Genomic DNA, 26,735 nt, shown 5'->3' with positions numbered 1-26,735 from the left:
TGTTTGAGTTGGGCGGATTATGCCTGATGAACCTCAGAAATTTATTGCCTGTTCGGACCCCATCGCGGGCAAGCCCGCTCCCACAAGGTCATGCGCACATTTTCAGATGCAGGTAATCCTGTGGGAGCGTGGCTTGCCCGCGATGGAGGCAACGCGGTTTCAGGCCTGGTCCAGCGCCACACCCGCACCCATCAGCCCGGAATACGGCGCCGTCACCAGCCACACCGGGATGCCCTTGAAGTAATCGCTCATGCACCCCTTGTCGGCAAAACACCGGGCAAACCCGCTTTCAATGAAGAAATCGGCAAAGCGCGGAATCACCCCGCCGACGATGTACACGCCGCCCCGTGCGCCAGTGGTGAGCACGTTGTTGCCCGCCACACGGCCGAGCCAGCAGCAGAATTGCTCCAGCACTTCCAGCGCAATCGGGTCGCCGGCCAGGCCGGCGGCTGTGATCGACTCCGGGGTATCGAGCACCGCTTCGTGCCCGTCCACCGCACAAATTGCCCGGTACACCCGCGGCAAGCCACCGCCACTCAACGCCGTCTCGGCGCTGACATGCCCGATCTCATTAAAAATATGCTGCCACAGCTGGGTTTCCCGCAGGCTGCTCAGGGGCAGATCGACGTGACCGCCCTCCCCGGGCAAGGCGGCAAAACGCCCGGCGCCCAGGTCAAGCAAGGTGCCGACTCCCAGGCCGGTGCCCGGACCGATGACCACCGCCGGGCGCAACGGCTCCGGCGTGCCTGGGCACACCACACGAAACTCGTCCGACTGCAAACGGGTCATGCCCAGCGCCATGGCTGAGAAATCATTGACCAGCAGCAGCTCATCCACCTGCAGGATCTGGCAGAACGCCTTGCGACTGAGTCGCCAGTGATTGTTGGTGAACTTGAATTCGTCGCCGCTCACCGGGCCAGCCACCGACAGGCACACCGAGCCGATGGAGCCCGGCGCCAGGTCGAGCCCGCTCAGGTAGAGGGCAATGGCCTCCTCCGGACTGGCGTGATCGGCCGTCGCCAGCACCTGGATGGCTTCCAGTTGCTGGTCTTTCCACAACGCAAACCGTGCGTTGGTGCCACCGATGTCACCGACCAAAGCCAGTTTCAATTAAGCGTCTCCAGGGCAGAAGTGAAGGCGCTGGCGCCCTGCTCCGCCGAGCTGAAGGCCATGCGCATGAAACCAAACAGTTCGCGACCGCTGCCGATGTTATTGCCCAACAGGCCCTTGGCAGGTTCGCGCGCTGCAAATTCGTCGGCGTCCACCTTAAGCTCCAGGGTGCCTTTGACGCCATCGACGCGGATGATATCGCCCTCTTGCACCCGGGCCAAAGCGCCGCCGACATAAGCTTCAGGGCTGACGTGAATGGCCGCCGGGATTTTCCCCGAGGCGCCGGACATGCGCCCGTCGGTCACCAGCGCCACTTTGAAGCCACGGTCCTGCAACACGCCAAGGAACGGCGTCATCTTGTGCAGTTCCGGCATGCCGTTGGAACGCGGGCCCTGGAAGCGCATCACGGCAACGAAATCCTTCTCCAGCAGACCGGCCTTGAACGCATCGGCCAGGTCCTGCTGGTCCTGGAACACCATCGCTGGCGCCTCGACTATCTGGTTCTCCAACGCCACTGCCGAGACTTTCATCACGCCGCGCCCGAGGTTGCCTTCCATCACGCGCAGGCCGCCCTCGGGGGAAAACGCCCGGGCCACCGGACGCAGGATGCTCTCGTCGAGACTGTCGGTCGGGCCTTCGCGCCACACCAGCTCGCCGTTATCCAGGAAAGGCTCCAGGGTGTAGCGGCTCAGGCCATGACCCAGCACGGTGTTGACGTTTTCATGGAGCAACCCGGCCGCCAACAGTTCGCGGATCAGGAACGACATGCCGCCCGCCGCCTGGAAGTGGTTGATATCGGCTTTGCCGTTGGGGTACACGTGGCTCAGGGTTGGCACCACCTCGGAGAGGTCGGCCATGTCCTGCCAGGTCAGCTGGATACCGGCCGCCATCGCGATCGCTGGCATGTGCAGGGTGTGGTTGGTCGAGCCGCCGGTGGCATGCAGCGCCACGATCGAGTTGACCAGCGAACGCTCGTCGACGATTTCGCCGATGGGCATGAAGTCGCCATTCTGCTTGGTCAGGCGGGTCACCTGATGTGCCGCTTCGCGGGTCAAGGCTTCGCGCAACGGCGTATTCGGGTTGACGAAGGAAGCACCCGGCAAGTGCAGGCCCATCACTTCCATCAACAACTGGTTGGTGTTGGCGGTGCCGTAGAAGGTGCACGTACCCGGGCTGTGGTAGGACTTCATTTCCGATTCCAGCAGCTCTTCGCGGCTGGCCTTGCCTTCGGCATAGCGCTGGCGCACATCGGCTTTCTGCTTGTTGGAAATACCCGAGACCATCGGCCCGCCGGGGACAAAGATGGTCGGCAGATGACCGAAGCGCAGCGCCCCCATCATCAGGCCCGGCACGATCTTGTCGCAGATGCCCAGCATCAATGCGCCGTCGAACATGTTGTGGGACAGGGCCACGGCGGTCGATAGCGCGATCACTTCGCGGCTCGGCAGGCTCAGTTCCATGCCGGGCTCGCCCTGGGTCACGCCATCGCACATGGCCGGGGTGCCGCCGGCGAACTGGCCGACCGACCCGATCTCGCGCAGCGCCTTCTTGATCTGTTCAGGGAAGACTTCGTACGGCTGATGCGCCGAGAGCATGTCGTTATATGACGAAACAATTGCGATGTTGGCGGAGTTCATCATCCGCAGGCTGTGCTTGTCTTCAGTGCCGCAACCCGCCACGCCATGGGCGAAGTTGGCGCACTGCAGCTTGCCGCGCATCGGACCGTCGCTGGCAGCACCGCGAATGAGCGCAAGGTAAGCCTCGCGGGTTGCGCGGCTGCGGGCGATAAGCCGTTCGGTGACCTCAAGGACGCGGGGATGCATGTTTAGAACTCCAGGCTAACGGATGTGGCGACCTGATTGTCTATGCTGAACAAGCACCGCTGTGATTGGGATGACAGACGGTTTTCTTGATCGGTCGGACCAGTTGATTCAGGTCACTCGTTGTAGATTGAACAAAATATTGCCACTAAAAAGGCTTGTTTTCTATTTTTATGCGAATAATCTTGTAATTCCAACAACAAAACGACGGCGGCCCAGTTAAATGACTCTTCGAATTGCAATAAATGGTTTTGGCCGTATCGGCCGCAACGTCCTGCGCGCACTGTATACCCAAGGTTATCGCCAGGACCTGCAGATCGTTGCCATCAATGACCTGGGCGACAGTTCGATCAACGCTCATCTGCTCAAATACGACACCGTTCACGGCACGTTCGACGCCGATGTGCAGCACGATCAGGAAAGCCTGACCGTCAACGGCGACCGCATTGCCGTCAGCGCGATTCGCAATCCGGCAGAACTGCCTTGGGCTGCGGAAAAAATCGACGTGGTGTTCGAATGCACCGGGCTGTTCACCGACCGGGCCAAGGCCGCCGCGCATATTACTGCCGGTGCGCGCAAAGTCATCATCTCGGCCCCGGCCAAAGGCGCCGACGCCACCGTGGTGTATGGCGTCAACCACGACATTCTGCGCCAGTCGCACCAGATCATTTCCAACGCTTCGTGCACCACCAACTGCCTGGCCCCCGTTGCGCAAGTGCTGCACCGCGAGCTCGGTATCGAAAGTGGCCTGATGACCACCATTCACGCCTACACCAACGACCAGAACCTGACCGACGTCTACCACACCGACCCGTACCGCGCCCGCTCGGCGACCCAGAACATGATCCCGAGCAAAACCGGGGCGGCTGAAGCGGTCGGGCTGGTGTTGCCGGAACTGGCGGGCAAGCTGACGGGTATGGCGGTACGGGTGCCGGTGATCAATGTGTCGCTGGTCGACCTGACCGTGCAATTGAAACGCGAAGCCTCGGCTGATGAAGTGAACGCGCTGCTCAAGGAAGCCAGCCAGCATTCGAAGATCCTCGGCTATAACACCTTGCCGCTGGTCTCCAGTGACTTCAATCACAACCCGCTGTCGTCGATCTTTGACGCTAACCACACCAAATCCAGCGGCAAGCTGCTGAAGGTGCTGGCCTGGTACGACAACGAATGGGGCTTCTCCAACCGCATGCTGGATAACTGCCTGGCGCTGTGTAACGCCGAGTAAATCGGCCACTCACCACGAATTCCCGTAGGAGCTGCCGCAGGCTGCGATCTTTTGACAGCAAAATCAAAAGATCGCAGCCTGCGGCAGCTCCTACGCAGATTTTCACGATTAAGCGCTTGACCATGACAGTAGATGATAAGCATTATCATTCGCTCGAAATGGATCAGGTCCTCCCGTGAGTCAATCGCGCTTCAATCATGTCTTCATCGCCCAGCGGATTTCCCTGCTGCGCACGCTGGAGCGGATGGTCAACAATCACAGCACCGCCGAAGACCTCCTGCAGGAAACCTACCTGCGAGTGACGCGTGCGCTCAGTGAACGGGCCATCGATCACCTTGAACCCTTTGTGTTCCAGACTGCCCGCAACCTCGCGCTTGACCACCTGCGCGCGCGGCGCGTCCAGTCGCGCACCCTGGTCGATGACGTGCCACCGGAGGTGGTCGAAAGTGTCGCCGCGCCGGTCAGCAGCGCCGAGGATGCCGCCCATGCCGAACAATTGCTGGAGCGCCTGAACGTGAGTCTCAATCAACTCAGCTCGCGCCAACAGCAGATCTTCATCCTCAGTCGCCTGCACGGCCACAGTTACCTGGAAATTGCCGAGCAACTGGACGTCTCGATGAGCACCGTGCAAAAGGAACTGAAGCTGATCATGGCGATCTGCATCGGGGTCGCTGAACGCCTGAACGGCGACTGAATTCGCGAGGCTTTGCTACCCTTGCGTCTTTTCACGCTCCACTAAAAAAACAGCAGTGCACAGACACTGCCGAGGAAAACCCGTGACGCACACCCGCCGCTCGCCTCCGCCCTCCCCGGCGCAGGACCGCGCCAACGCGATGGACCAGGCCCTGGACTGGCTCATCGTGCTGGGCAGTCCGAGCGAGGACCAGTCTCAGGCATTTCAGGCCTGGCTCGCCGCCGACCCGTTGAATGCCCAGGCGTTTGCCGAGGCGCAGGCGATATGGGATGGCCCGCAAGTGATGCTGAGCGCGCAGACACTGGCGGCCCGGCCGCCAAAGGTAACGGTGCTGTCGCGCCTGCGTCCGCACTGGAAACCCCTGGCAACCGCCGCCGTGCTGATCCTCGGCCTGTTCAGCTTCAGCAATCTGCCCATACGCCTGCAGGCCGATCACCTGACCGTCGTCGGGGAACGCCAGCGCCTGCAACTGGAGGACGGTTCAAAAGTCCTGCTCAATACCAACTCGGCGTTTTCCAGCACCATCAATGATCGGCAGCGCATTGCCCGCCTGTATCAGGGTGAAGCGTTTTTTGAAGTGGCGGCCAATCGTGGCCAGGCGCTGGAAATCGATGCCGGCCCGGTGAAGGCCAGCGTGCGCGATACCGCCTTTGCCGTGCGTTATCTGGACGGCGTGGCGCAGGTTCAGGTGCAGCGCGGGGATGTCGACCTGCGCGCCACGCGCGACGATGCAAGGGTGCGCCTGTCGGCCGGGGAAAGTATTCGCATCGGCCCCAACGGTTTTGACCGCCCGGCCAAACTCGACGCCGCCACCGAACTGGCATGGGTCCAGGGCCGCCTGGTGTTCGAGAATTGCCCGATGAGCCAGGTGCTGGCGGAACTGCGTCGCTATTACCCTGGCTGGATCATCAACAACAACGAGCAATTGGCGGACATCAACGTGACCGGCAATTATCGCCTCGACCAGCCGCTGGACGTGGTGCGCTCGCTGGCCCACATCACCTCGGCGCAACTCAGGGAATTCCCGGCGCTGGTGATTTTGAACTAAATGAGAATTATTTTTACTCGATAGCTGAAGCTCGTTCGTCTCGTTATAGCCAATGCAATTGATTCGCATCCACAAATGCCAATCAGCACCTATAAAGATTCGTGCGACACGGAGCGCTATCGATGTCCTCTCGCCTTACCCGCCAGTCCTCTACCCCTTCGCGCGTGCTGTCGCTGCTGACCGCCGCCATTCTGATGGCCGGCAGCGCGCCATTGCTGGCCGCCACCGCAGACGGCCAACAGACCCGCAACATCGGTGACTACGCATTCGCCATTCCCCAGCAATCCCTGGTGTCGGCGCTGAATGCGTTTACCGCTGTGACGGGCTGGCAGGTCGGGTTTTCCGCCGAGCTGGCGCAGGGGGTGCCCTCGCCCGGCGTGCGCGGCTCCCTGCGGCCGGAAACCGCCCTCGATCGCCTGTTGGTGGGGACCAACCTGAGCTATCGCAAACTGGGCAACAACAACATCGTCCTGGCGTTGCGCAACAACACCGGCGCGCTGAACCTGCAGCAGGTGACCATCAGCGCGACCCGCCAGGAACAGGACGTGAGCAGCGTACCGAGCACGGTCACGGTGCACACCCGTGAAGAACTCGACCGCAACAACATCAACTCCATCAAGGACCTGGTGCGCTACGAGCCAGGCGTATCCGTAGGTGGCACAGGACAGCGCTCCGGCATCACCGGCTACAACATCCGCGGCATCGATGGCGACCGGGTGCTGACCCAGGTCGACGGTGTACAAGTGCCCGACGGTTTCTTTAACGGCCCCTACGCCCAGACCAATCGCAACTACGTCGACCCGGAAATCGTCAAGCGCGTGGAGATCCTCCGCGGCCCGGCCTCGGTGCTGTATGGCAGCAACGCCATCGGCGGCGCAGTCAGCTACTACACCCTCGACCCGGACGACATCATCAAACCCGGCCAGGATGTCGGCGCTCGCCTGAAGACCGGCTACAGCTCGGCCGACGAGAGCTGGCTGACCTCCGGCACCGTCGCCGGGCGCGCTGGCGACTTTGATGGCTTGCTGCACCTGAGCCAGCGCAACGGGCATGAAACCGAGTCCTATGGCGAGACCGGCGGCACCGGGCTCAATCGCACCGGAGCCAACCCAGAAGACGTGCGTACTACCAACATCCTCGCCAAGCTGGGCTGGGACTATGCCGAGGACGGGCGATTCGGCCTGACTTACGAGCACTATAAGGACGACCGTGACACCAACCAGCTGAGTGCGGTGGGCGGACCGTTCAACGCCGGGCGCGGTTTTGGCTTTTATAAAGCGCGCAGTGGCAACGAAACCATTACTCGCGAGCGCTTTGGCCTTGAGCACCGCTTCGGCCTCGACAGCGCGCTGGCGGACAACATCAAGTGGACCCTGAACTACCAGATCGCCAAGACCGATCAGAGCACCCAGGAAATCTACGCGCCGTCGCGCACCGTGCTGCGTAATCGCAACACCACCTACAAGGATCGCCAGTGGGTGTTCGATGCCCAGGCCGACAAGGCGTTTGCCGTCGCCGCAACCGATCACCTCGTCACCTACGGCACCACCCTCAAGCAGGACAAGGTCACCGGCCTGCGCACCGGTGACGGCACCTGTCTGAGCGTGGCCGGCGCCTGCCGGGTGATCGGAGCGCCGAGCGCCGCCGACACCCTGACCCCGGCCAGCGATTTCCCGGACCCGACCATCAACACCTACAGCCTGTTTGCCCAGGATCAGATCAGCTGGAACAACTGGACCTTCGTACCCGGCATGCGCTACGACTACACCCAGCTCAAGCCGCAGCTGACCGAGCGATTCCTGGCCACCGCCGACCAGAGCGGCAATGGCCAGGTGAATGACAGCACCAAGACCTGGCATCGCCTGTCGCCGAAGTTTGGCACCACTTACCAGTTCAACGAACACTACACCTGGTACGGCCAGTACGCCGAAGGCTTCCGCACACCGAGTGCCAAGGCCCTGTACGGCCGCTTCGAAAATACCTCCGGCGGTTATCAGGTCGCGCCCAACCCCAACCTCGAACCGGAAAAGAGCAAGAGCTACGAAACCGGCCTGCGTGGCCAGTTTGAAGCCGGCAACTTCGACGTCGCGGTGTTCCATAACAAGTACCGCGACTTCATCAACGAGAACGCCATTACCCCGGGTTACGACGAACTCACCTTCCAGAGCAACAACATCAAGCATGCCACCATCAAGGGAGTGGAACTCAAGGGTCGCCTGAACCTGGACACATTCGGCGCGCCCGATGGCCTCTACACCCAGGGTTCGTTGTCTTACCTGTACGGTCGCAACGATGACAGCGGCGAACCGCTGAACAGCATCAACCCGCTGACCGGCGTATTCGGCCTCGGTTATGACCAGGACAAATACGGCGCACTGCTCAGCTGGACCCTGGTCAAACGCAAGGACCGGGTCGACAGCACCAACTTCAATACGCCTGATGGCACCAGCACCCAGTTCAAGACCCCGGGTTATGGCGTGCTCGACCTCGCCGGTTTCTACAAGGTGACCGACGATGTGACCGTCAACGCCGGCCTGTACAACCTGACCAACAAGAAGTACTGGCAGTGGGATGACGTGCGCGGCTACGACAGCGTGGGCGAAGCCTCCGTGACCCAGCCTGCCAACCTCGACCGCCTGACCCAGCCGGGGCGCAACTTCTCGGTCAATCTGGTGTGGGATATCTGATCCTGCGTGCCTCATTGCGCGGCGGCCTCTCCCCCCCCCCGCGCAACGAGGTTTTTTTACTGTCCGGTGCCTGTTCGTTCGTCTCGTTACCAAGCACCATTTTCTCTCAAGGATTTGTCATGACCACCCAGGACACTGCTCAACGCCCCGCTCTGCGTTCACAACGCTTGAACCAGATCACCCACGAACCACACACCAAACTCGATGCACTGGTCAAAGCCCACGCGCCTTTCGAAACCCAGGCCAACTTCGCCCGCTTCGTCGTCGCGCAGTACCTGTTCCAGTCGGAACTGGTGGCGCTGTACAACGACGTCGAACTGACCGCCATCGTCCCCGACCTGCCGGCGCGCTGCCGGGCGGAAGCGGCCAGGGCTGACCTGGCAGACCTCGACACCGAGGTACCGGCACCCGTGGCAGGCGCGGTGAACGCTCCAACCCAGGCCGAGGCCCTGGGCTGGCTGTTTGTGTCCGAAGGCTCGAAGCTGGGCGCGGCATTCCTGATCAAGCGCGCGGTGGGCCTGGGGCTGAGCGAGACTTTTGGCGCGCGCCACCTCGCTGAACCCGTCGGTGGTCGTGCGGAGGGCTGGAAGCGCTTCGTGAAGACCCTGGATGGACTGCAGTTGAGTGCACAGCAAGAAGCTGAACTGGATAAAGGTGCGATCGATGCCTTTAATCGCTTCACCGTGCTGCTGGAACAGGCCTATACCCCTGAATTTGCCTGACAGGTTAGAGCTGGCTTGCTGGTCTGTGGGAGCAAGGCTTGCCCGCGATTGAGGCGCCGCGATTGACAGGTTGGACCGCGGCATCGCTAACGCGGGCAAGCCTTGCTCCCACAGGACCGCGCCCCGGCTCCTCCCAAAAGGACCGCACCCTGGCTCCTCCGATCAAGCCCCACATGCGTTACCTTGAGCCCATGCCCTCATCTTCCAGACTCATACGTTTTCTTTTCGGCCTGCTGGCCTACGTCAGCCTGGGCATAGGCCTGGTCGCTATTGTGGTGCCTGGCCTGCCAACCACCGAGTTCATCCTGCTCGCCGCCTGGGCCGCTACCCGCAGCTCCCCACGCCTTAGCGCCTGGCTGGAGAACCACCGCCTGTTCGGCCCGATGCTCCACAACTGGCGCAACGGCAAGATCATCACCCGTCGCGCCAAAGTCAGCGCCACGGCCAGCATGTTGCTGTGCGCCGGGCTGATGCTGGTGATGCTCGATCATGGCTGGCCGATCTACCTGGCCATCGCCGGGATGAGCCTGGGCAACCTGTGGATCTGGTCGAGGCCCGAGTCCCTGGCGCACTCTTCCTGAAAGACCGAGTCGTGCCCATCGCCAGCCGGCTGGCTCCCACAGGTATTTGCCACAGTGACCCGGTTCAATGTGGGAGCGAGCTTCCCGACACCCAATGAACCCTCGCAAACGCTTGCGCTGACCGTTCATCGGCTTTTACTCATGCAAACCTTCCCGACGCCGATGCCTCTCCCATGGCGCTGAATGGACTTGGCGAACCGGGTCGGTCTCGACCCACAGCCAACACCTCATCCATTCGCGAGTTCGCCTTATGTTCGACTCTCTCTCCATCCGCCTGAAAATCGTGCTGCTGTCCGGCCTTTGCCTGCTGGGCGTGCTTGCCCTGATCGTGGGCATGAATATCTACCAGACCAACCAGAACGACGAACTGGTCAGCGCCTCCAGCAGCAAAATGCTCACCGACAGCGTGCAGAATCTGCTGCAAGCCAAAGCAGCAGAGCAAGCCGTGCGGGTGCAGAAGACCTTCGGCGAGAGCCTGACGGTGGTCACGGCTTTGGCGGATCAGATCCAGGACCTGCGCAGCATGGCGGCCAAGCGGTCGCTGGAAGCGGGGACTGTGCGTGAGGAATTGAACCAGAGCCTGCGAACCGCCTTCGAGCGCAACAGCAAAGTGCTGGGGATCTGGCTGGCATTCGAACCCAACGGCCTGGACGGCAAGGACAGCGAATTCGCCAACGACGCGGCGCGCCAGTCCAACGAGGCCGGGCGATTTGCCAGTTACTGGAGCCGTGCCGGTGGTGCCGGGGTCAACACGATCATGGTCGAAGACGACATGACCAAGACCACCCTCAACATCAACGGCACGCCCTATAACAGCTGGTACACCTGCCCTCGCGACAGCAAGCGCACCTGCCTGCTGGACCCGTATGCCGATACCGTCAACGGCAAGGAAATGCTGATGACCACCATTTCCGTGCCGCTGCTGGTGGATGGCAAAACCATCGGCGTGGTCGGTGTGGATATCGCCCTCGATGCCCTGCAAGCGGCCGCTGTCGAATCCCAGCGTGACCTGTTCAACAGCGCCGGGCACATGCTGATCGTCTCCGGCAGTGGCGTGCTCGCAGGTTACAGCGTTGACGCCAGCAAGGTCGGCAAAAGCATCGCCGACACCTTGGGCAGCGATGGCAAGGAAGTGCTGCAGCTGCTCAGCGCTGGCACGCCGAAAATCCTCGAGCAGGGCGAGCTGATTCGCGCCGTGTATCCGGTCAGCCCGATTACTGATTCCAAGGCCTGGGGCGTGGTGATCGACCTGCCGAAAAACGTCTTGCTGGCCGATTCGGTGAAGCTGCAAGCGGTACTCGATGAGGCCCAGCAAAGCGGCACCATCAAAGCCGTGCTGGTGGCGGTGGCGGCTGGCCTGGTCGGCCTGTTGCTGATGTGGCTCACCGCCTCGGGCGTGACCCGGCCGATCAACAGCGTTGCCCAGATGCTCAAGGCGATTGCCAGCGGCGACGGCGACCTCACCCAGCGTCTGCAGTACAGCAAGAAAGACGAGCTGGGCGAATTGGTCAGCTGGTTCAACCGCTTCCTCGACAAGCTGCAGCCGACCATCGCGCAGATCAAACAGAGCATTACCGATGCGCGCGGCACGGCCGACCAGTCCTCGGAAATTGCCCGCCAGACCAGCGAAGGCATGCAGGTGCAGTTCCGCGAGATCGATCAGGTTGCCACTGCGTCCAATGAAATGAGCGCCACCGCCCATGACGTCGCCAACAGTGCCTCCAATGCGGCCAACGCCGCCAAAGGCGCCGACCAATCGGCCCGCGATGGCATGCAGATCATTGAGCGCAGCACCCGCGACATCAATCAACTGGCCGATGAAGTCAGCAAGGCGGTCACCGAAGTCGAAGCGTTGGCGGTCAACAGCGAGCAGATCGGTTCAGTGCTGGAAGTGATCCGCAGCATCGCCGAACAAACCAACCTGCTGGCCCTCAACGCCGCCATCGAAGCCGCACGCGCCGGCGAGAGTGGCCGTGGTTTTGCGGTGGTGGCGGATGAAGTGCGCAACCTGGCCAAACGTACCCAGGACTCGGTGGAAGAAATTCGCAGCGTGATCGAACGTATTCAGACAGGCACCCGCGGCGTGGTTGCCACCATGCACTCGAGCCAGACCCAGGCCCACAGCAACGCTGGCCAGATCCAGCAAGCGGTCCAGGCCTTGAGCAAGATCAGCGATGCGGTCACCGTGATCAGCGACATGAACCTGCAAATCGCCAGCGCCGCCGAGCAGCAAAGCGCCGTGGCCGAAGAGGTCAACCGCAACGTCTCGGCCATCCGCACCGTCACCGAGACCCTGACCGGGCAAGCGACCGAATCGGCACAGATCAGCAGCCACCTCAATTCGCTGACGACCCATCAGATGAAGCTGATGGATCAGTTCCGCGTCTGACAGGCCCCTGTGGGCGTGAGCCTGGAAATACTCGAACGAGGTCGCTTTACTGGAAATATCGCGCTGTTCGGTCCACTCTCGGACAGCGAAACGATTATCCAGGGCCCTGCCTGCGCTCCCGTCTGCGCGGCGACACCTGGCATTACCAACTGATACGGAGAGATGCCAATGGCTACGTTCGAGCCCGGTCACCTGCATATCGAGCGCACGGCGCTGAACAAGGATGACTACAGCTACGCGCTGAGCATCGACTATGAAGTGACCCAGGACCCCAAGGAAGGCGAAGGCATGCTGTTCAAGATGCATGGCTCGGTGCAGGGCAAGGAACTGCAGGAGGAGTTTTTCCTGCCCAAGGACCAGGCATTCGATTTCGCCCGCCATGCCACTCGCCTGGCGCAGAAGCATGGCCTGCCCAAGGACGCCGGCATCGGCACGGTGCACAAGGCGTACGACCTGATGTTTGAAGACGTCCGGGCACAGCTCGACGTCAAATCCGGCGACCCGGTCAAACCCGAACACCTCGAGTAACCGGCACAGCCCTGTAGGTGTAAAGCTGTAAGGGAGTCCTGCGGGAGCAAGCTTTGCTCCCACGGACCATGGCACACCAGGCAACCTTTGCTTCTGAAGGGCCGCGATATCAGTCCAGGATTTCACCTGCAGCCCTGCCCAAGGCATACTTGCCACCCTCCGCACGCCAGAACCCCATCGCCCCATGCGCATTCACGTCAGCTTCATCGACCGAGTCGGCATCACCCAGGAAGTTCTGGCGTTGCTCGGTGGGCGCAATCTCAACCTGGATGCGGTGGAAATGGTGCCGCCCAACGTCTACATCGACGCTCCGACCTTGAGCCCGGAAGTACTCGAAGAGCTGCGCGATGCGCTGTTCAGCGTGCGCGGCGTGCAGGCCGTGACGGTGGTGGACATCCTGCCTGGCCAGCGCCGGCACCTGCAGCTCGATGCCTTGCTGGCAGCCATGACCGACCCGGTGCTGGCGCTCGACAGTGCGGGCAATGTATTGCTGGCCAACCCGGCACTGATTGCCCTGTATGGTCGCGAACCGGCCGGGGAAAGCGTGGCGGAGCTGTTTGCCGACCCGGCGCTGCTCGACGCGTTGCTGGAGCACGGCTTTCGCCTGCCGCTGCGCGAGATCACCGTCAACGGCCAGACCCTGCTGCTCGACGCCACGCCCATTACCGACGCCGGTGCGTTGCTGACCCTGTATCAACCCAACCGCATCGGCGAGCGCCTGTCAGCGCTGCACCATGACCATGCCGAAGGCTTTGATGCGCTACTTGGCGAATCTCCCGCCATCCGCACCCTCAAGGCCCGTGCCCAGCGCGTGGCGGCCCTGGATGCGCCCCTGCTGATCCAGGGCGAAACGGGCACCGGCAAGGAACTGGTAGCGCGCGCCTGCCACGCCATCAGCGCCCGGTACAGCTCACCTTTCCTGGCGCTGAACTGCGCGGCATTGCCGGAGAACCTCGCCGAAAGCGAACTGTTCGGCTACGCCCCCGGGGCATTCACCGGAGCGCAACGAGGCGGTAAACCGGGACTGATGGAACTGGCCAACCAGGGTACGGTGTTTCTCGACGAGATCGGCGAGATGTCTCCCTACCTGCAGGCGAAACTGTTGCGCTTTTTGAATGACGGCAGCTTTCGGCGAGTCGGTGGTGACCGCGAAGTGAAGGTCAACGTGCGAATCCTCAGCGCAACCCACCGCGACCTGGAAAAAATGGTCAGCGAAGGCTCGTTCCGCGAAGACCTCTTCTACCGCCTGAATGTCCTGAATGTCGAAGTCCCGCCGCTGCGTGAGCGGGGCCAGGACATCCTCCTGCTGGCCCGTTACTTCATGCAGCAGGCCTGTGCACAGATCCAGCGCCCGGTGTGTCGCCTGGCGCCCGGGACTTATCCGGCGCTGCTGGGCAACCGCTGGCCAGGCAACGTACGGCAGTTGCAGAACGTGATTTTCCGCGCCGCTGCCATTTGCGAAAGCAGCCTGGTGGACATCGGCGACCTCGACATCGCCGGCACCTCGGTGGCGCGCCAGAGCGACACCGAAGTCGACAGCCTGGAGCAGGCCATGGACGAGTTCGAGAAAACCCTGCTGGAAAAACTCTACGTCAGTTACCCCTCGACCCGGCAGCTCGCCAGCCGCCTGCAGACCTCCCACACGGCGATCGCGCATCGGCTGCGCAAGTACGGCATTCCCACCAGGCAGTAGCGGTCACAGAATGCTCACGCCTGGCCGCATCCCGTAGGAGCTGCCGAAGGCTGCGATCTCTTGACGTTGATACTGTGTTGCCTGCGACAAGATCGCAGCCTCGGCCGCTCCTGCGGGACGAATTCCAATCGGAAGGCTTCTAACCTGCTTGGAAACGACCTCCAGCCGTACTGAAAGCGCTACAGCGGAACGATATCGCTACACCCCTCCCCAGCGACCAGTGTGCAAGGCTTTGATCCAGATAGGCTTTTTTCCACGCCCCAAGCTGTAGCGATTTCGCTACACAAAAATCATTCCCCTCTGTCCTAAAATCACACAACTCATTGTTTTATATGGCTTTTAAAACATTGGCCGCGATTTTGCTTATTACCCCTGCATAAATCAGGGCTAACGCCCCAAGCATTCAATCGCGTCCACCAGACGAGTCTGGCCCCCTTAGGAGTTTCCATGAGCGAGTTGCGTTTTACTGAAGATCACGAATGGCTGCGCACCGAAGCTGACGGTAGCGTCACAGTCGGCATCACCGCCTTCGCGCAGAACGCCCTGGGCGACGTGGTTTTCGTACAACTGCCAGAGCTGCAGTCCTACGAAAAGGGCGCGGAAGCGGCCACCGTGGAGTCGGTAAAAGCGGCCAGCGGCGTGTACATGCCCCTGGACGGTGAAGTGCTGCAAGTCAACCCGGCGCTCGACAGCAGCCCGGAACTGGTCAACGAAGATCCAATGGGTGACGGCTGGTTCTTCCGCTTTCAGCCAACCGACGCCTCTGCCGTCGCCAAACTGCTGGATCAGGACGCTTACGACCGTCTGATCAAAGCCAACGCCGAAGCCTGAGGAGCGCCGACATGACTCAAGTAAACCCTGCCGTTGTAACCACAAGCACCGCCAACGAATTCATCGCGCGCCACATCGGCCCGCGCGCCGGCGATGAGCAAGCCATGCTCAATAGCCTCGGTTTCGACTCCCTGGAAGCCTTGAGCGCCAGCGTGATCCCGGAAAGCATCAAGGGCACCAGCGTGCTCGGCATGGACGACGGCCTGAGTGAAGCCGACGCCCTGGCCATGATCAAAAGCATCGCCGGCAAGAACCAGCTGTTCAAGACCTTCATCGGCCAGGGCTACTACGGCACCCACACGCCGTCGCCTATCCTGCGCAACCTGCTGGAAAACCCGGCCTGGTACACCGCCTACACCCCGTATCAGCCAGAGATCTCCCAGGGTCGCCTCGAAGCATTGCTCAACTTCCAGACGCTGATCAGCGACCTGACCGGCCTGCCGATCGCCAACGCTTCGCTGCTCGATGAAGCCACCGCTGCAGCCGAAGCCATGACTTTCTGCAAGCGCCTGAGCAAGAACAAAGGCAGCCACGCGTTCTTTGCATCGGTTCACTGCCACCCGCAGACCCTCGACGTGCTGCGCACCCGTGCCGAGCCTCTGGGCATCGACGTGGTCGTCGGCGACGAGCTTGAGCTGACTGACGTGACGCCGTTCTTCGGCGCACTGCTGCAGTACCCGGCAAGCAACGGTGATGTCTTTGACTACCGCGCGCTGACCGAACGCTTCCATGCCGCCAACGCTCTGGTGGCGGTTGCCGCTGACCTGCTGGCCCTGACGGTGCTGACCCCGCCAGGCGAATTCGGCGCCGACGTGGCCATCGGCAGCGCACAGCGTTTCGGCGTGCCGCTGGGCTTCGGTGGCCCGCACGCAGCGTACTTCTCTACCAAAGATGCATTCAAGCGTGACATGCCGGGCCGCCTGGTGGGCGTTTCCGTCGACCGTTTCGGCAAGCCGGCCCTGCGCCTGGCGATGCAGACTCGCGAGCAACACATCCGCCGCGAGAAGGCCACCTCGAACATCTGCACCGCGCAGGTTCTGTTGGCCAACATTGCCAGCATGTACGCCGTGTATCACGGTCCAAAAGGCCTGACGCAGATCGCCAAGCGCATTCATCACCTGACGGCGATCCTCGCCAAAGGCTTGAGCGCACTGGGGCTGAACGTCGAGCAAGAAAACTTCTTCGACACCCTGACCCTCAACACTGGCGCCCACACCGCCAAGCTGCACGACCAGGCGCATGCGCAGCAGATCAACCTGCGCGTCGTCGATGGCGGACGTCTGGGCCTGTCCCTTGACGAAACCACGTCGCAAGCTGATGTCGAAACACTGTGGGCCCTGTTCGCCGACGGCCAGGCGCTGCCGGACTTCGCCGCCCTCGCTGCTGCGGTGGTCAGCACCATCCCGGCTGCGCTGGTTCGTCAAACGCCGATCCTCAGCCACCCGGTATTCAACCGTTATCACTCGGAAACCGAGCTGATGCGCTACCTGCGCAAGCTCGCCGACAAGGACCTGGCCCTGGATCGCACCATGATCCCGCTGGGTTCGTGCACCATGAAACTCAACGCTGCCAGCGAAATGATCCCGGTGACCTGGGCTGAATTTGGCGCCCTGCACCCGTTCGCCCCGGCCGAGCAAAGTGCCGGCTACCAGCAACTGACCGACGAACTTGAAGCGATGCTCTGCGCCGCGACCGGCTACGACTCCATCTCCTTGCAGCCGAACGCCGGTTCGCAAGGTGAATATGCCGGGCTGCTGGCTATTCGCGCTTACCACCAGAGCCGTGGCGAAGACCGTCGCGACATCTGCCTGATCCCGTCGTCTGCCCACGGCACCAACCCGGCGACGGCCAACATGGCCGGCATGCGCGTGGTCGTGACCGCCTGCGATGCCCGCGGCAACGTCGACATCGAAGACCTGCGCGCCAAGGCCATCGAGCATCGCGAACACCTTGCGGCGCTGATGATCACCTACCCGTCGACCCACGGCGTTTTCGAAGAAGGCATCCGCGAAATCTGCGGGATCATTCATGACAACGGCGGCCAGGTGTACATCGACGGCGCCAACATGAACGCAATGGTCGGCCTCTGCGCACCGGGCAAGTTCGGCGGCGACGTCTCGCACCTGAACCTGCACAAGACGTTCTGCATCCCTCACGGTGGTGGCGGCCCGGGCGTTGGCCCGATCGGCGTCAAATCGCACCTGACTCCGTTCCTGCCGGGTCACGGCACCATGGAGCGTAAAGAAGGCGCGGTCTGCGCAGCACCGTTCGGCAGCGCGAGCATTTTGCCGATCACCTGGATGTACATTCGGATGATGGGCGGCGCGGGCCTCAAGCGTGCTTCGCAGCTGGCGATCCTGAACGCGAACTACATTTCCCGTCGCCTCGAAGAGCACTATCCAGTGCTCTACACCGGCAGCAATGGCCTGGTAGCCCACGAGTGCATCCTGGACCTGCGTCCACTCAAAGACAGCAGCGGCATCAGCGTCGATGACGTGGCCAAGCGCCTGATCGATTTCGGTTTCCACGCACCGACCATGTCGTTCCCGGTCGCTGGCACCCTGATGATCGAGCCGACCGAAAGCGAATCCAGGGAAGAACTGGACCGCTTCTGCGACGCCATGATCCGCATCCGCGAAGAAATCCGCGCAGTGGAAAACGGCACGCTGGACAAGGACGACAACCCGCTGAAGAACGCTCCGCACACTGCGGCGGAACTGGTCGGCGAGTGGACTCACCCGTACAGCCGTGAGCAGGCGGTCTACCCTGTAGCATCGCTGATCGAAGGCAAGTACTGGCCACCGGTCGGTCGCGTCGACAACGTGTTCGGTGATCGCAACCTGGTGTGCGCCTGCCCGTCGATCGAAAGCTACGCTTAAACCAATGAGGGGCGGGTGCGCCTGCCCCTCTTTCTCAAGAACACCACAAAACCTGTGGGAGCTGGCTTGCCTGCGATGGCGGCCTGTCAAGCAGCGTCGATGGCGCCTGAACCAACGCCATCGCAGGCAAGCCAGCTCCCACAGGACCGTGTCCAGTTAAAAATTCCGCCAATTCCCATAACAAGAAACCGGAGAACAACCATGGCTTTAAGCGTGTTCGACCTGTTCAAGATTGGCATCGGCCCCTCCAGTTCCCACACCGTCGGCCCAATGCGCGCTGCCGCGCGTTTCGCCGAAGGCTTGCGCCGTGAAGGGCTGCTGGCTGCAACCGCCTGCGTCAAGGTCGAGCTCTACGGCTCACTCGGCGCCACCGGCAAAGGCCACGGCAGCGACAAGGCCGTGTTGCTCGGGCTGGAAGGCGAACACCCGGACACCGTGAACACCGAAACCGTCGCTGCTCGCCTGCAAGAGATTCGCGGCAACGGTCGCTTGAACCTGCTGGGTGAGCACAGCATCGCGTTCAACGAGAAAGAACACCTGGCGATGATTCGCAAACCGCTGCCTTATCACCCCAACGGCATGATTTTTCGTGCGTTCGATGCTGCCGGTTTGCAAACCCGCAGCCGCGAGTACTACTCGGTAGGCGGCGGGTTTGTGGTCGATGAGGATGCAGCCGGTGCCGACCGCATTGTCGAAGATGCCACCAAGCTGACGTTCCCGTTCAAGAGCGCCAAGGACCTGCTGGGGCATTGCGCGACCTACGGCCTGTCGATCAGCCAGGTAATGCTCACCAATGAAAGTGCCTGGCGACCTGAAGCCGAAACCCGCGCCGGCCTGCTGAATATCTGGCAAGTGATGCAGGATTGCGTGGCCGCCGGTTGTCACAACGAAGGCATCCTGCCCGGTGGTTTGAAGGTCAAGCGTCGCGCTGCGGCGCTGCATCGGCAATTGTGCAAGAACCCCGAATCGTCCTTGCGCGATCCGCTCTCGGTACTGGACTGGGTCAATCTGTACGCCCTGGCGGTCAACGAAGAAAACGCCAACGGCGGACGAGTCGTGACGGCGCCCACCAACGGCGCGGCGGGTATTATCCCGGCGGTGCTGCATTACTACGTGCGCTTCATTCCCGGCGCGAACGATGACGGCGTGGTGCGCTTCCTGCTCACCGCAGCGGCCATTGGCATTCTGTACAAGGAAAACGCCTCGATCTCCGGTGCCGAAGTCGGCTGCCAGGGCGAAGTAGGAGTGGCCTGTTCCATGGCGGCGGGTGCCTTGTGCGAAGTCCTCGGCGGCAGCGTGCAGCAAGTGGAAAACGCCGCGGAAATCGGCATGGAACACAACCTCGGCCTGACCTGCGACCCCATTGGCGGCCTGGTGCAAGTGCCTTGCATCGAGCGCAATGCGATGGGCTCGGTCAAGGCCATCAATGCGGTCCGCATGGCCCTGCGCGGTGACGGGCAGCACTTCGTCTCCCTCGACAAAGTCATCCGCACCATGCGCCAGACCGGCGCCGACATGAAAAGCAAATACAAGGAGACCGCCCGCGGCGGTCTGGCGGTCAACATTATCGAATGCTGATGCGCGCGCATTGGCCTCTGCACATTTTTTCAGGAGCACAACATGTCCACCGAACAATTGCTGACTACCCCGCTGCACGCCCTGCACATCGAACTCGGCGCGCGCATGGTGCCGTTCGCCGGCTACGACATGCCGGTGCAATACCCGCTGGGCGTGATGAAAGAACACCAGCACACCCGCGACCAGGCCGGGTTGTTCGATGTCTCGCACATGGGCCAGATTCGCCTGACCGGCGCCAAGGCTGCCGAGGCCCTGGAAACCCTGGTACCGGTAGACATCATCGACTTGCCGGTGGGCATGCAGCGCTACGCGATGTTCACCAACGAGGCCGGTGGCATTCTCGACGACCTGATGGTCGCCAACCTGGGCAACGACGAACTGTTCCTGGTGGTCAACGCCGCCTGCAAGGACCAGGACCTGGCGCACCTGCGCAAGCACATCGGCGAGCAGTGCACCATCGAGCCGCTGTTCGAAGAGCGTGCGCTGCTGGCCTTGCAAGGCCCGGCCGCCGTGACCGTGCTCGCGCGCCTGGCGCCTGAAGTGGCGAAGATGACCTTCATGCAGTTCACGCGCGTCCAGCTGCTGGGCGTGGAATGTTTCGTCAGCCGCTCGGGCTACACCGGCGAAGACGGTTTCGAAATCTCCGTGCCGGCCGCGAATGCCGAAGCCTTGGCCCGCGCCCTGTTGGCCGAGCCGGAAGTGGCCGCGATCGGTCTGGGCGCTCGCGACTCCCTGCGCCTGGAAGCCGGCCTGTGCCTCTATGGCCACGACATGAACACCGAGACCACCCCAATCGAGGCGAGCCTGCTGTGGGCCATCTCCAAGCCGCGTCGTGCCGATGGCGCACGGGCCGGCGGTTTCCCGGGCGCCGAAAACATCTTCGCGCAACAACAGGGCGGCGTCAGCCGCAAACGCGTAGGCCTGCTGCCGCAAGAGCGCACGCCGGTGCGCGAAGGCGCGGAAATCGTCAACGAAGCGGGCGAGATCATCGGCAGCGTCTGCAGCGGTGGTTTCGGCCCCACCCTGGGCGGCCCTCTGGCCATGGGTTACCTCGACTCTGCGTACGTTTCGCTCGACACCCCCGTCTGGGCGATCGTCCGTGGGAAAAAGGTGCCTTTGCTTGTAAGCAAAATGCCATTTGTTCCACAACGCTACTATCGCGGTTGATTGACTGTTTCTATAAGTAACGCGGCTGCGTTAACACTGCACTAATCTGTAACGCAGCCGCCATAAAACAGTGCAACCGTTCGATAATGAACAGTACTTATAACAGTCGAAAACATTTGAACAGCGCTATCGAATAAGCCTGCACCAACGCCTCCACTAACAGCCTCACAGCCAAGCAAACCGGGCCCCTCACAGGGGCTTGTTTTTTATTGGCTAGTTGGCGTAGAGTTTGTTCACTGTGTTTGCATGGGTCGCTTGGAATCGTGACCTGGGCAGTAGCCTACAAGTTAGCTACATCCCGTTCGACGTCTTCTTACTCTCCTGCAACCAGCCCCAGTACTCTTTCATGAGAAAGAGGCTGTCATTAATTTTTGCGTCAAAGGAAATAAGAAATGTCCCAACGTCAGAGCGGTACCGTCAAGTGGTTTAACGACGAGAAAGGTTTTGGTTTTATCACGCCAGAAAGCGGTCCGGATCTGTTCGTGCATTTCCGCGCTATTCAGGGCAACGGCTTCAAGAGCCTGAAAGAAGGCCAGAAAGTGACCTTCGTTGCTGTGCAGGGCCAGAAAGGCATGCAGGCTGACGAAGTTCAGGCCGAAGCTTAATCTTCTGTAACGAAAAAGCCCCTGATGCTGACATCAGGGGCTTTTTTGTGCGCGCAAATCCGTAAAATGAGTTCTTTTTCCCCCCGAGACCCGTGCCATGTCGAAACACCTGCTGAAGCCCCAGGGCGATTTTCCCGCCGCTGGCCTGGGTCGTCGTCTGGCAGCGATGTTCTATGACTTCCTGCTGTGCACCGCTTTGCTAATTGTCACCAGCGGGATCTACAAGATGATCCAGATGGCAATCATCGGCGAGGAGCGGATGCGCAAGCTGACTGAAGCGGGAGCACTGGACGGTGATCCGCTGCTTTCTACCCTGCTGCTGTTCGTGCTGTTCGGTTTTTTTGCCAAGTTCTGGACCTGGTCGGGTCAGACCCTGGGCATGCAGGTGTGGGGCATTCGGGTGCAGAACGCCGACGGCTCATCCATCAGCCTGTGGCAGGCGCTGCTGCGCTTTGTGGTCTCCATCGCCTCGCTGCTGTGCGTGGGCCTGGGTTTCATCTGGTCGCTGTTCGACAAGCAGAAACGCAGCTGGCATGACATGTATTCCGAGACGCAGCTGGTGCGCATTCCGAAGAAATAGAGGTAAGCGCATAAAAAAGATCGCAGCCGTCGACAGCTCCTACAAGGTTTGTGAGCACCTGAGCTGCCGAAGGCTGCGATCTGTTGATCTTGCTTTAAGCGTTACCAGCCAACTTCATCCGCGCAGCCTGGGTAAAGTCGAGCATGCGCTTCAACGGCCGAATCGCCTGCGGAATCAACGCCGGATCCACAAAGATCTCATTCGTCCCTTCTTTAAGGCTCTTGAGCGTGCGCTCAAGCGTATTCATCGCCATCCACGGACAATGCGCGCAACTGCGGCACGCCGCGCCGTTACCCGCCGTAGGGGCTTCGATGAACACCTTGTCCGGGCACAACTGCTGCATCTTGTAGAAGATGCCGCGGTCGGTGGCCACGATCAGGGTCTTGTTCGGCAGGCTCTGCGCTGCAGCAATCAGCTGGCTGGTGGAGCCTACGGCGTCCGCCAGTTCGATGACCGAAGTCGGCGACTCGGGGTGCACCAGAATAGCGGCATCCGGGTACAGGGCCTTCATGTCCTCGAGCTGCTTGGACTTGAACTCTTCGTGAACGATGCAGGCACCGTCCCACAGCAGCATGTCGGCGCCGGTCTTGCGCTGGATATAGGTACCCAGGTGCTTGTCCGGCCCCCAGATGATGGTTTCGCCGTTGTCCATCAGGCTCTCGACGATTTCCAGCGCGCAGCTTGAAGTCACCACCCAGTCAGCCCGGGCTTTGACTGCCGCCGAGGTATTGGCATACACCACCACCGTACGCTCAGGGTGCTGGTCACAGAACGCCGAGAACTCGTCCACCGGGCAACCCAGGTCCAGCGAGCAGGTCGCCTCCAGGGTCGGCATCAGGATGCGTTTTTCCGGGTTGAGGATCTTCGCGGTTTCGCCCATGAACTTCACGCCGGCGACCACCACGGTCTTGGCCGAGTGAGCATTGCCAAAGCGCGCCATCTCCAGCGAGTCGGAGACGCAGCCTCCGGTCTCTTCGGCGAGCGCTTGAATGACCGGATCACAATAGAAGTGAGCAACCAGCACTGCGTCCTGAGCCTTGAGCTCGTCAGCGATGGCAGCGCGGTAATAAGCCTCTTCCTCGACCGTCAGCGGCTTGGGCTGCTTGGCGTCGAGATGGGCTTGAACCAGAAGGCGTTCGGAAATCTGCGTCATGTTCGCAAGACCTGCAGGCGCATTTGCGCGAAAGTCGAGTATACACCCGGCTCCGGACCCCTTAGAGGGTACCGCCGGGAAAGTGAGTAGTCATCAGGCACAGCATTGAAGCTGCGCAAGGCTACAGAATATCCCGACGATGCAAAAGATGAATCTGACCTGCGTCACGCGGTGCAGCTCCGAACGTGAGCCCGCTCAAATCGAAGAAAAAAATCCGCAAGTCCTCACGCTCTTGAGCCTTGCGGATTTCTCAACTGTTGAAAACAGTCCAGGGTCACTTCGATCGGGTACCGATCGACTTCCAGGGTGCTCGCTCTGTAATGCTGGAAATGGCGAGGCGCAATGGCATAGACCCGATCTCAGATGAGCGAAAAAGGGTAGGAGCAATCATTCAATTCAACTCAATATATTTGCTGAGGCGTGGCTCAGATGGAAAAAATGAAAGACCCCAGTACAAGTATTCATCCGCTCGACCAGGATCGTGACCCGATCAGCACAGCCCTTGTTTGGAGCTTGGCCGCTAAGGTGGCGGCTCACCATGGTGGCGATCTCGCGCGAATGCAGCGAGCCAATGGGTACTCGAATGCGACGTGGGTCGGTAACGGCATCGCCGTGCGTATCGCGCATACACCCGTCGACATGGCACGCGAGGTTGCGCTCGTTCAGGCTCTTCCGCGAGAGGTCGGGCACCCGGAGATCCTTGGAGAGGGCACTACCGAGGGCCACGGCTGGATCGTGAGCGCGGAGATTCGCGGCCAGAACCTCCAGGAGGCGTGGCCGACGCTGACGCCTGCGGAGCAGGAAGCAGCGGTCCGCCAGCTTTGGGCTCGGGCCCAGATCGTGCACGACGCGAGCCCGTCTCTGAGGACGCTTGTCGCATCTCACGGGGGATTCGTACCGGCTTCGCTCGAAGCTGCCACCGCGGCGGCTAACCGCGCCAAAGTCAAGCTGGGACTGTCCAGCGCACAGCAGTCGCGGCTCCATGGAATCATCGAGGGTTACTTCCGGGCTGCACCCTTGGTAGCACAGACCGTCAACCATGGCGACCTCGCGCTGATGAATGCTTTATGGGATGGAGAGGTCGTCGCCCTGCTGGACTTTGAGTTCGCCGTGCTCGGTCCGGTCGAGATCGACCTGTGCCGGTTGGTATGCGAGGCCCGCGTATCCGAAGAAGGCCATCGTATTGATTCGGAGGCAGGCAACGCTGCGGTTGAGATCGCCGTTCGACATATGGATCCGATTCATGGTCGCGCGCTTATCCATGGCGCCGCGATTCTCGACCAGCTCCGTGACCTTGACATCTGGACGGCTGCTGGGAGTGTCGAGGACTGGCGACCGTGCCGCCTGCTCGCTGAACTGCTCGACGTCGACGGCGGCTATCTCGCCCCCCTGCTCAAGTAACCGGCGCTATCACGATACGATGAACGTCATCGATTCGATCGTGGTGCGCCAAGTCAAGCACCTCAACAACATCATCGAACAGGACCATCGCGCCATCAAGCTGGTAACAAGCCGATGCTCAACTTCAAAGCGTTCCGGTCGGCCGGCTCCGTGCGGGCCGGCGTTCATGCACATGAAAAAGGGTGCGACCTTATTGGACAAGATGCCTGACGGCATACACACCATCCATCCGCGACAACAACGTGCTGGCTGCCGCCAAGCGCATCGTCGAATCCACCGAACCGCCACCTGCGAATGAGGCTGAGAGAATGCGCAGATGGATTCGATCTCACCTTCGGCAGCTGACAGACGCTGAGGAAGTTGCCCGCCTCGTGCCGTGCCAAGCGGTGCAATGACCAAATTTCAGGCAAAAAAAAACCCGGAAATCCTCACTTTCGTGGGCCTTCCGGATTTTCTAAACTGCTATAAAAATGGTGGGTCGTGTGGGATTCGAACCTACGACCAATTGGTTAAAAGCCAACTGCTCTACCAACTGAGCTAACGACCCGCTGTGTGGTGGCGCGTATAATACTGATTTTTAAGGACTATTCAACACCTAATTTGAAATAAATCAAAAATAAGGCGTTGGGTCAGTTATTCCGGCCGCCGCGAAGCCTTCTGCACGCAGTCGGCAGCTGTCGCATTTGCCGCACGCCCGACCGTTATCGTCGGCCTGGTAGCAGGAAACCGTCAGGCCGTAATCGACACCCAGCTTGACGCCAGCCTGGACGATCTGCGCCTTGCTCAGGTTCTGCAAGGGCGCCTGAATGCGGAAGCCGTTACCTTCCACCCCTGCCTTGGTGGCGAGGTTGGCCATGCGCTCGAAGGATTCGATGAACTCGGGACGGCAATCCGGGTAACCGGAGTAATCGACGGCATTGACACCAATGAAGATGTCACGCGCTCCGAGCACTTCGGCCCAGCCCAACGCGAGGGACAGGAATACGGTATTGCGTGCAGGAACGTAGGTGACCGGAATGCCTTCACCGGCCTCCTCCGGAATATCGATACTGCTGTCGGTCAATGCCGAGCCACCCATGCCGTCCAGGTTCAACCCGATGACTTTATGCTCAACCACGCCAAGATCACGGGCGACGCGTGCGGCAGCGTGCAGTTCGGCATGGGAGCGCTGGCCGTAGTCGAAGCTCATGGTGTAGCAGCTGTAGCCATCGGCTCGTGCCATGGCCACGACAGTGGCCGAGTCCAGGCCACCAGACAGGAGGATGACCGCACGTTTTTCTGCAGCGTTCAGTTGTTCAGTCATTTCAGCGCCCCGGCTCGTCATTCCATAGATATTTATGCAGCTGCAGTTGCAGGCGCACTGGCAGGTTGTCCGCCACGACCCAATCCGCCAGGTCCCGAGCATTCAGGTCATGGTGGCTGGGAGAAAACAGAACCTCACCGGCGCGGCGATCCAGACCGTACTGAATCAGCTTGGACACGGCCCAGTCGTAGTCTTCCCGGGAACAGATGACAAACTTCACCTGATCGTTGGGCGTCAGCAGCTCGATGTTTTCGTAGCGATTGCGATGCGCTTCCTTCGAACCCGGAGTTTTCAGGTCGACCACGCGACTTACCCGCGAATCGACTGCCGAGATATCCAGAGCTCCACTGGTTTCCAGTGACACTTCGTAACCGGCATCACACAGGCGCTTGAGCAATGGGATGGCGTTGGGCTGGGCGAGGGGCTCGCCGCCGGTGACACACACATAACGCGGACGAAAGCCGGCCACTTGTTCGATGATGTCATCCAGCGGGCGAACCGTGCCGCCTGTGAAGGCGTAGGCGCTGTCGCAGTACTGGCAACGCAATGGACAACCGGTCAGGCGCACAAAAACAGTGGGCAGCCCGGCCGTCCGCGTTTCACCCTGCAACGAGTAAAATACTTCGGTGATTCTCAATGTGTCTTGCATAGTCGCCACGGGCGTAACAGCTAAACAGGCTGTCCGCCTCCGTCAGGCACTTTTAGGAACCCCGCCATCGCGCGAATCCCAAAAAGCGGTGT

General features: G+C 61.1%; 22 protein-coding genes, 1 tRNA gene and 2 pseudogenes. 19 read left to right on the top strand and 6 right to left on the bottom strand.

What is annotated here, in order from left to right; translation table 11 throughout:
• Positions 1-159 precede the first annotated feature (159 nt).
• Both AAEZ09_RS15725 and edd read right to left on the bottom strand, forming a co-directional pair.
• Positions 160-1,110: a glucokinase gene (locus AAEZ09_RS15725; RefSeq protein ID WP_350599977.1), complete on the bottom strand. Its 951-nt coding sequence runs from the start codon at positions 1,108-1,110 to the stop codon at positions 160-162.
• On the bottom strand, positions 1,107-2,933 hold the full coding sequence (gene edd / locus AAEZ09_RS15720) for a phosphogluconate dehydratase (RefSeq protein WP_045057897.1): 1,827 nt from the start codon (positions 2,931-2,933) through the stop codon (positions 1,107-1,109). The genes AAEZ09_RS15725 and edd overlap by 4 nt, the downstream gene beginning before the upstream one ends.
• A 220-nt stretch (positions 2,934-3,153) precedes the next feature.
• Here edd and gap point away from each other — a divergent pair, with 220 nt between their 5' ends.
• The 16 genes and pseudogenes from gap (at position 3,154) to AAEZ09_RS15645 (ending at position 22,137) form a co-directional block, all read left to right on the top strand.
• Positions 3,154-4,155, top strand: coding sequence for a type I glyceraldehyde-3-phosphate dehydrogenase (gene gap, locus AAEZ09_RS15715; RefSeq protein WP_045057896.1), 1,002 nt, complete (start codon positions 3,154-3,156; stop codon positions 4,153-4,155).
• A gap of 175 nt (positions 4,156-4,330) precedes the next feature.
• Positions 4,331-4,849, top strand: coding sequence for an RNA polymerase sigma factor (locus AAEZ09_RS15710; protein ID WP_045057895.1), 519 nt, complete (start codon positions 4,331-4,333; stop codon positions 4,847-4,849).
• Between the two features lie 82 nt (positions 4,850-4,931).
• Complete coding sequence (locus tag AAEZ09_RS15705) at positions 4,932-5,897, top strand: FecR family protein (protein WP_350599976.1); 966 nt, start codon at positions 4,932-4,934, stop codon at positions 5,895-5,897.
• A 122-nt stretch (positions 5,898-6,019) separates the two neighbouring features.
• On the top strand, positions 6,020-8,584 hold the full coding sequence (locus AAEZ09_RS15700; protein ID WP_350599974.1) for a TonB-dependent receptor: 2,565 nt from the start codon (positions 6,020-6,022) through the stop codon (positions 8,582-8,584).
• A gap of 119 nt (positions 8,585-8,703) precedes the next feature.
• The gene (locus tag AAEZ09_RS15695; RefSeq protein ID WP_350599973.1) at positions 8,704-9,306 is read left to right on the top strand and encodes a biliverdin-producing heme oxygenase; all 603 of its coding nucleotides are present in this window, start codon (positions 8,704-8,706) and stop codon (positions 9,304-9,306) included.
• 191 nt (positions 9,307-9,497) lie between these two features.
• Entirely contained in the window at positions 9,498-9,887 is a 390-nt protein-coding gene (locus AAEZ09_RS15690) for a YbaN family protein (RefSeq protein WP_045058281.1), read from the top strand.
• Positions 9,888-10,137: 250 nt separating this feature from the next.
• Positions 10,138-11,418: pseudogene (locus tag AAEZ09_RS29470) on the top strand (methyl-accepting chemotaxis protein); the annotation flags it as partial.
• 102 nt (positions 11,419-11,520) lie between these two features.
• Entirely contained in the window at positions 11,521-12,276 is a 756-nt protein-coding gene (locus AAEZ09_RS29465) for a methyl-accepting chemotaxis protein (RefSeq protein ID WP_442963619.1), read from the top strand.
• Between the two features lie 168 nt (positions 12,277-12,444).
• Positions 12,445-12,804, top strand: a complete 360-nt coding sequence (locus AAEZ09_RS15680) for a DUF5064 family protein (protein ID WP_045058212.1) — start codon at positions 12,445-12,447, stop codon at positions 12,802-12,804.
• A 184-nt stretch (positions 12,805-12,988) separates the two neighbouring features.
• Entirely contained in the window at positions 12,989-14,497 is a 1,509-nt protein-coding gene (gene gcsR, locus AAEZ09_RS15675; protein WP_045058213.1) for a transcriptional regulator GcsR, read from the top strand.
• Between the two features lie 447 nt (positions 14,498-14,944).
• A complete protein-coding gene (gene gcvH / locus AAEZ09_RS15670) occupies positions 14,945-15,328 on the top strand; it encodes a glycine cleavage system protein GcvH (RefSeq protein WP_045058214.1) in 384 nt (127 codons plus the stop codon).
• Positions 15,329-15,339: 11 nt separating this feature from the next.
• Positions 15,340-18,207, top strand: coding sequence for an aminomethyl-transferring glycine dehydrogenase (gene gcvP / locus AAEZ09_RS15665; protein WP_350599971.1), 2,868 nt, complete (start codon positions 15,340-15,342; stop codon positions 18,205-18,207).
• Between the two features lie 201 nt (positions 18,208-18,408).
• Complete coding sequence (locus AAEZ09_RS15660; RefSeq protein WP_350599970.1) at positions 18,409-19,785, top strand: L-serine ammonia-lyase; 1,377 nt, start codon at positions 18,409-18,411, stop codon at positions 19,783-19,785.
• A gap of 42 nt (positions 19,786-19,827) precedes the next feature.
• The gene (gene gcvT / locus AAEZ09_RS15655) at positions 19,828-20,952 is read left to right on the top strand and encodes a glycine cleavage system aminomethyltransferase GcvT (RefSeq protein ID WP_045058217.1); all 1,125 of its coding nucleotides are present in this window, start codon (positions 19,828-19,830) and stop codon (positions 20,950-20,952) included.
• Between the two features lie 392 nt (positions 20,953-21,344).
• Positions 21,345-21,557 (top strand): cold-shock protein, encoded by a 213-nt coding sequence (locus AAEZ09_RS15650; RefSeq protein ID WP_003175786.1) that lies wholly within the window; start codon positions 21,345-21,347, stop codon positions 21,555-21,557.
• A 97-nt stretch (positions 21,558-21,654) separates the two neighbouring features.
• Positions 21,655-22,137, top strand: coding sequence for an RDD family protein (locus AAEZ09_RS15645; RefSeq protein ID WP_350599968.1), 483 nt, complete (start codon positions 21,655-21,657; stop codon positions 22,135-22,137).
• Positions 22,138-22,231: 94 nt separating this feature from the next.
• Here AAEZ09_RS15645 and nadA read toward each other — a convergent pair whose 3' ends face one another.
• Positions 22,232-23,290 (bottom strand): quinolinate synthase NadA, encoded by a 1,059-nt coding sequence (nadA, locus tag AAEZ09_RS15640; RefSeq protein WP_045058219.1) that lies wholly within the window; start codon positions 23,288-23,290, stop codon positions 22,232-22,234.
• A 239-nt stretch (positions 23,291-23,529) separates the two neighbouring features.
• On the opposite strand from nadA, the pseudogene AAEZ09_RS15635 reads away from it, so the two are divergent.
• From AAEZ09_RS15635 to AAEZ09_RS15625, 3 genes and pseudogenes are all read left to right on the top strand, one after another.
• Positions 23,530-23,622 (top strand): annotated as a pseudogene (locus tag AAEZ09_RS15635) (ParA family protein); the annotation flags it as partial.
• A gap of 97 nt (positions 23,623-23,719) precedes the next feature.
• Entirely contained in the window at positions 23,720-24,691 is a 972-nt protein-coding gene (locus tag AAEZ09_RS15630) for a phosphotransferase family protein (RefSeq protein ID WP_350599966.1), read from the top strand.
• A 19-nt stretch (positions 24,692-24,710) separates the two neighbouring features.
• A complete protein-coding gene (locus AAEZ09_RS15625) occupies positions 24,711-24,989 on the top strand; it encodes a hypothetical protein (RefSeq protein WP_045058220.1) in 279 nt (92 codons plus the stop codon).
• Between the two features lie 173 nt (positions 24,990-25,162).
• Here AAEZ09_RS15625 and AAEZ09_RS15620 read toward each other — a convergent pair.
• From AAEZ09_RS15620 to queE, 3 genes are all read right to left on the bottom strand, one after another.
• Positions 25,163-25,238, bottom strand: a tRNA-Lys gene (locus AAEZ09_RS15620).
• Between the two features lie 63 nt (positions 25,239-25,301).
• Positions 25,302-25,994 (bottom strand): 7-cyano-7-deazaguanine synthase QueC, encoded by a 693-nt coding sequence (queC, locus tag AAEZ09_RS15615; protein ID WP_350599965.1) that lies wholly within the window; start codon positions 25,992-25,994, stop codon positions 25,302-25,304.
• Position 25,995: 1 nt separating this feature from the next.
• A complete protein-coding gene (gene queE / locus AAEZ09_RS15610; RefSeq protein ID WP_045058222.1) occupies positions 25,996-26,643 on the bottom strand; it encodes a 7-carboxy-7-deazaguanine synthase QueE in 648 nt (215 codons plus the stop codon).
• Between the last annotated feature and the right edge of the window lie 92 nt (positions 26,644-26,735).

The organism is Pseudomonas sp. 65/3-MNA-CIBAN-0223 (assembly GCF_040310425.1).
Lineage (GTDB): Bacteria > Pseudomonadota > Gammaproteobacteria > Pseudomonadales > Pseudomonadaceae > Aquipseudomonas > Aquipseudomonas gregormendelii.
This window is presented reverse-complemented; position numbering and strand designations above follow the sequence as displayed.

Coding starts and splice junctions, on each gene's coding strand:
- gcvP (WP_350599971.1), top strand. CDS start 15,340: ATGACTCAAGTAAACCCTGCCGTTGTAACCACAAGCACCGCCAACGAA.
- AAEZ09_RS15680 (WP_045058212.1), top strand. CDS start 12,445: ATGGCTACGTTCGAGCCCGGTCACCTGCATATCGAGCGCACGGCGCTG.
- AAEZ09_RS29465 (WP_442963619.1), top strand. CDS start 11,521: ATGCAGGTGCAGTTCCGCGAGATCGATCAGGTTGCCACTGCGTCCAAT.
- AAEZ09_RS15695 (WP_350599973.1), top strand. CDS start 8,704: ATGACCACCCAGGACACTGCTCAACGCCCCGCTCTGCGTTCACAACGC.
- AAEZ09_RS15700 (WP_350599974.1), top strand. CDS start 6,020: ATGTCCTCTCGCCTTACCCGCCAGTCCTCTACCCCTTCGCGCGTGCTG.
- gap (WP_045057896.1), top strand. CDS start 3,154: ATGACTCTTCGAATTGCAATAAATGGTTTTGGCCGTATCGGCCGCAAC.
- queE (WP_045058222.1), bottom strand. CDS start 26,643: ATGCAAGACACATTGAGAATCACCGAAGTATTTTACTCGTTGCAGGGT.
- AAEZ09_RS15625 (WP_045058220.1), top strand. CDS start 24,711: ATGAACGTCATCGATTCGATCGTGGTGCGCCAAGTCAAGCACCTCAAC.
- AAEZ09_RS15630 (WP_350599966.1), top strand. CDS start 23,720: ATGGAAAAAATGAAAGACCCCAGTACAAGTATTCATCCGCTCGACCAG.
- AAEZ09_RS15690 (WP_045058281.1), top strand. CDS start 9,498: ATGCCCTCATCTTCCAGACTCATACGTTTTCTTTTCGGCCTGCTGGCC.
- gcvH (WP_045058214.1), top strand. CDS start 14,945: ATGAGCGAGTTGCGTTTTACTGAAGATCACGAATGGCTGCGCACCGAA.
- AAEZ09_RS15660 (WP_350599970.1), top strand. CDS start 18,409: ATGGCTTTAAGCGTGTTCGACCTGTTCAAGATTGGCATCGGCCCCTCC.
- AAEZ09_RS15645 (WP_350599968.1), top strand. CDS start 21,655: ATGTCGAAACACCTGCTGAAGCCCCAGGGCGATTTTCCCGCCGCTGGC.
- AAEZ09_RS15650 (WP_003175786.1), top strand. CDS start 21,345: ATGTCCCAACGTCAGAGCGGTACCGTCAAGTGGTTTAACGACGAGAAA.
- nadA (WP_045058219.1), bottom strand. CDS start 23,290: ATGACGCAGATTTCCGAACGCCTTCTGGTTCAAGCCCATCTCGACGCC.
- edd (WP_045057897.1), bottom strand. CDS start 2,933: ATGCATCCCCGCGTCCTTGAGGTCACCGAACGGCTTATCGCCCGCAGC.
- gcsR (WP_045058213.1), top strand. CDS start 12,989: ATGCGCATTCACGTCAGCTTCATCGACCGAGTCGGCATCACCCAGGAA.
- gcvT (WP_045058217.1), top strand. CDS start 19,828: ATGTCCACCGAACAATTGCTGACTACCCCGCTGCACGCCCTGCACATC.
- queC (WP_350599965.1), bottom strand. CDS start 25,994: ATGACTGAACAACTGAACGCTGCAGAAAAACGTGCGGTCATCCTCCTG.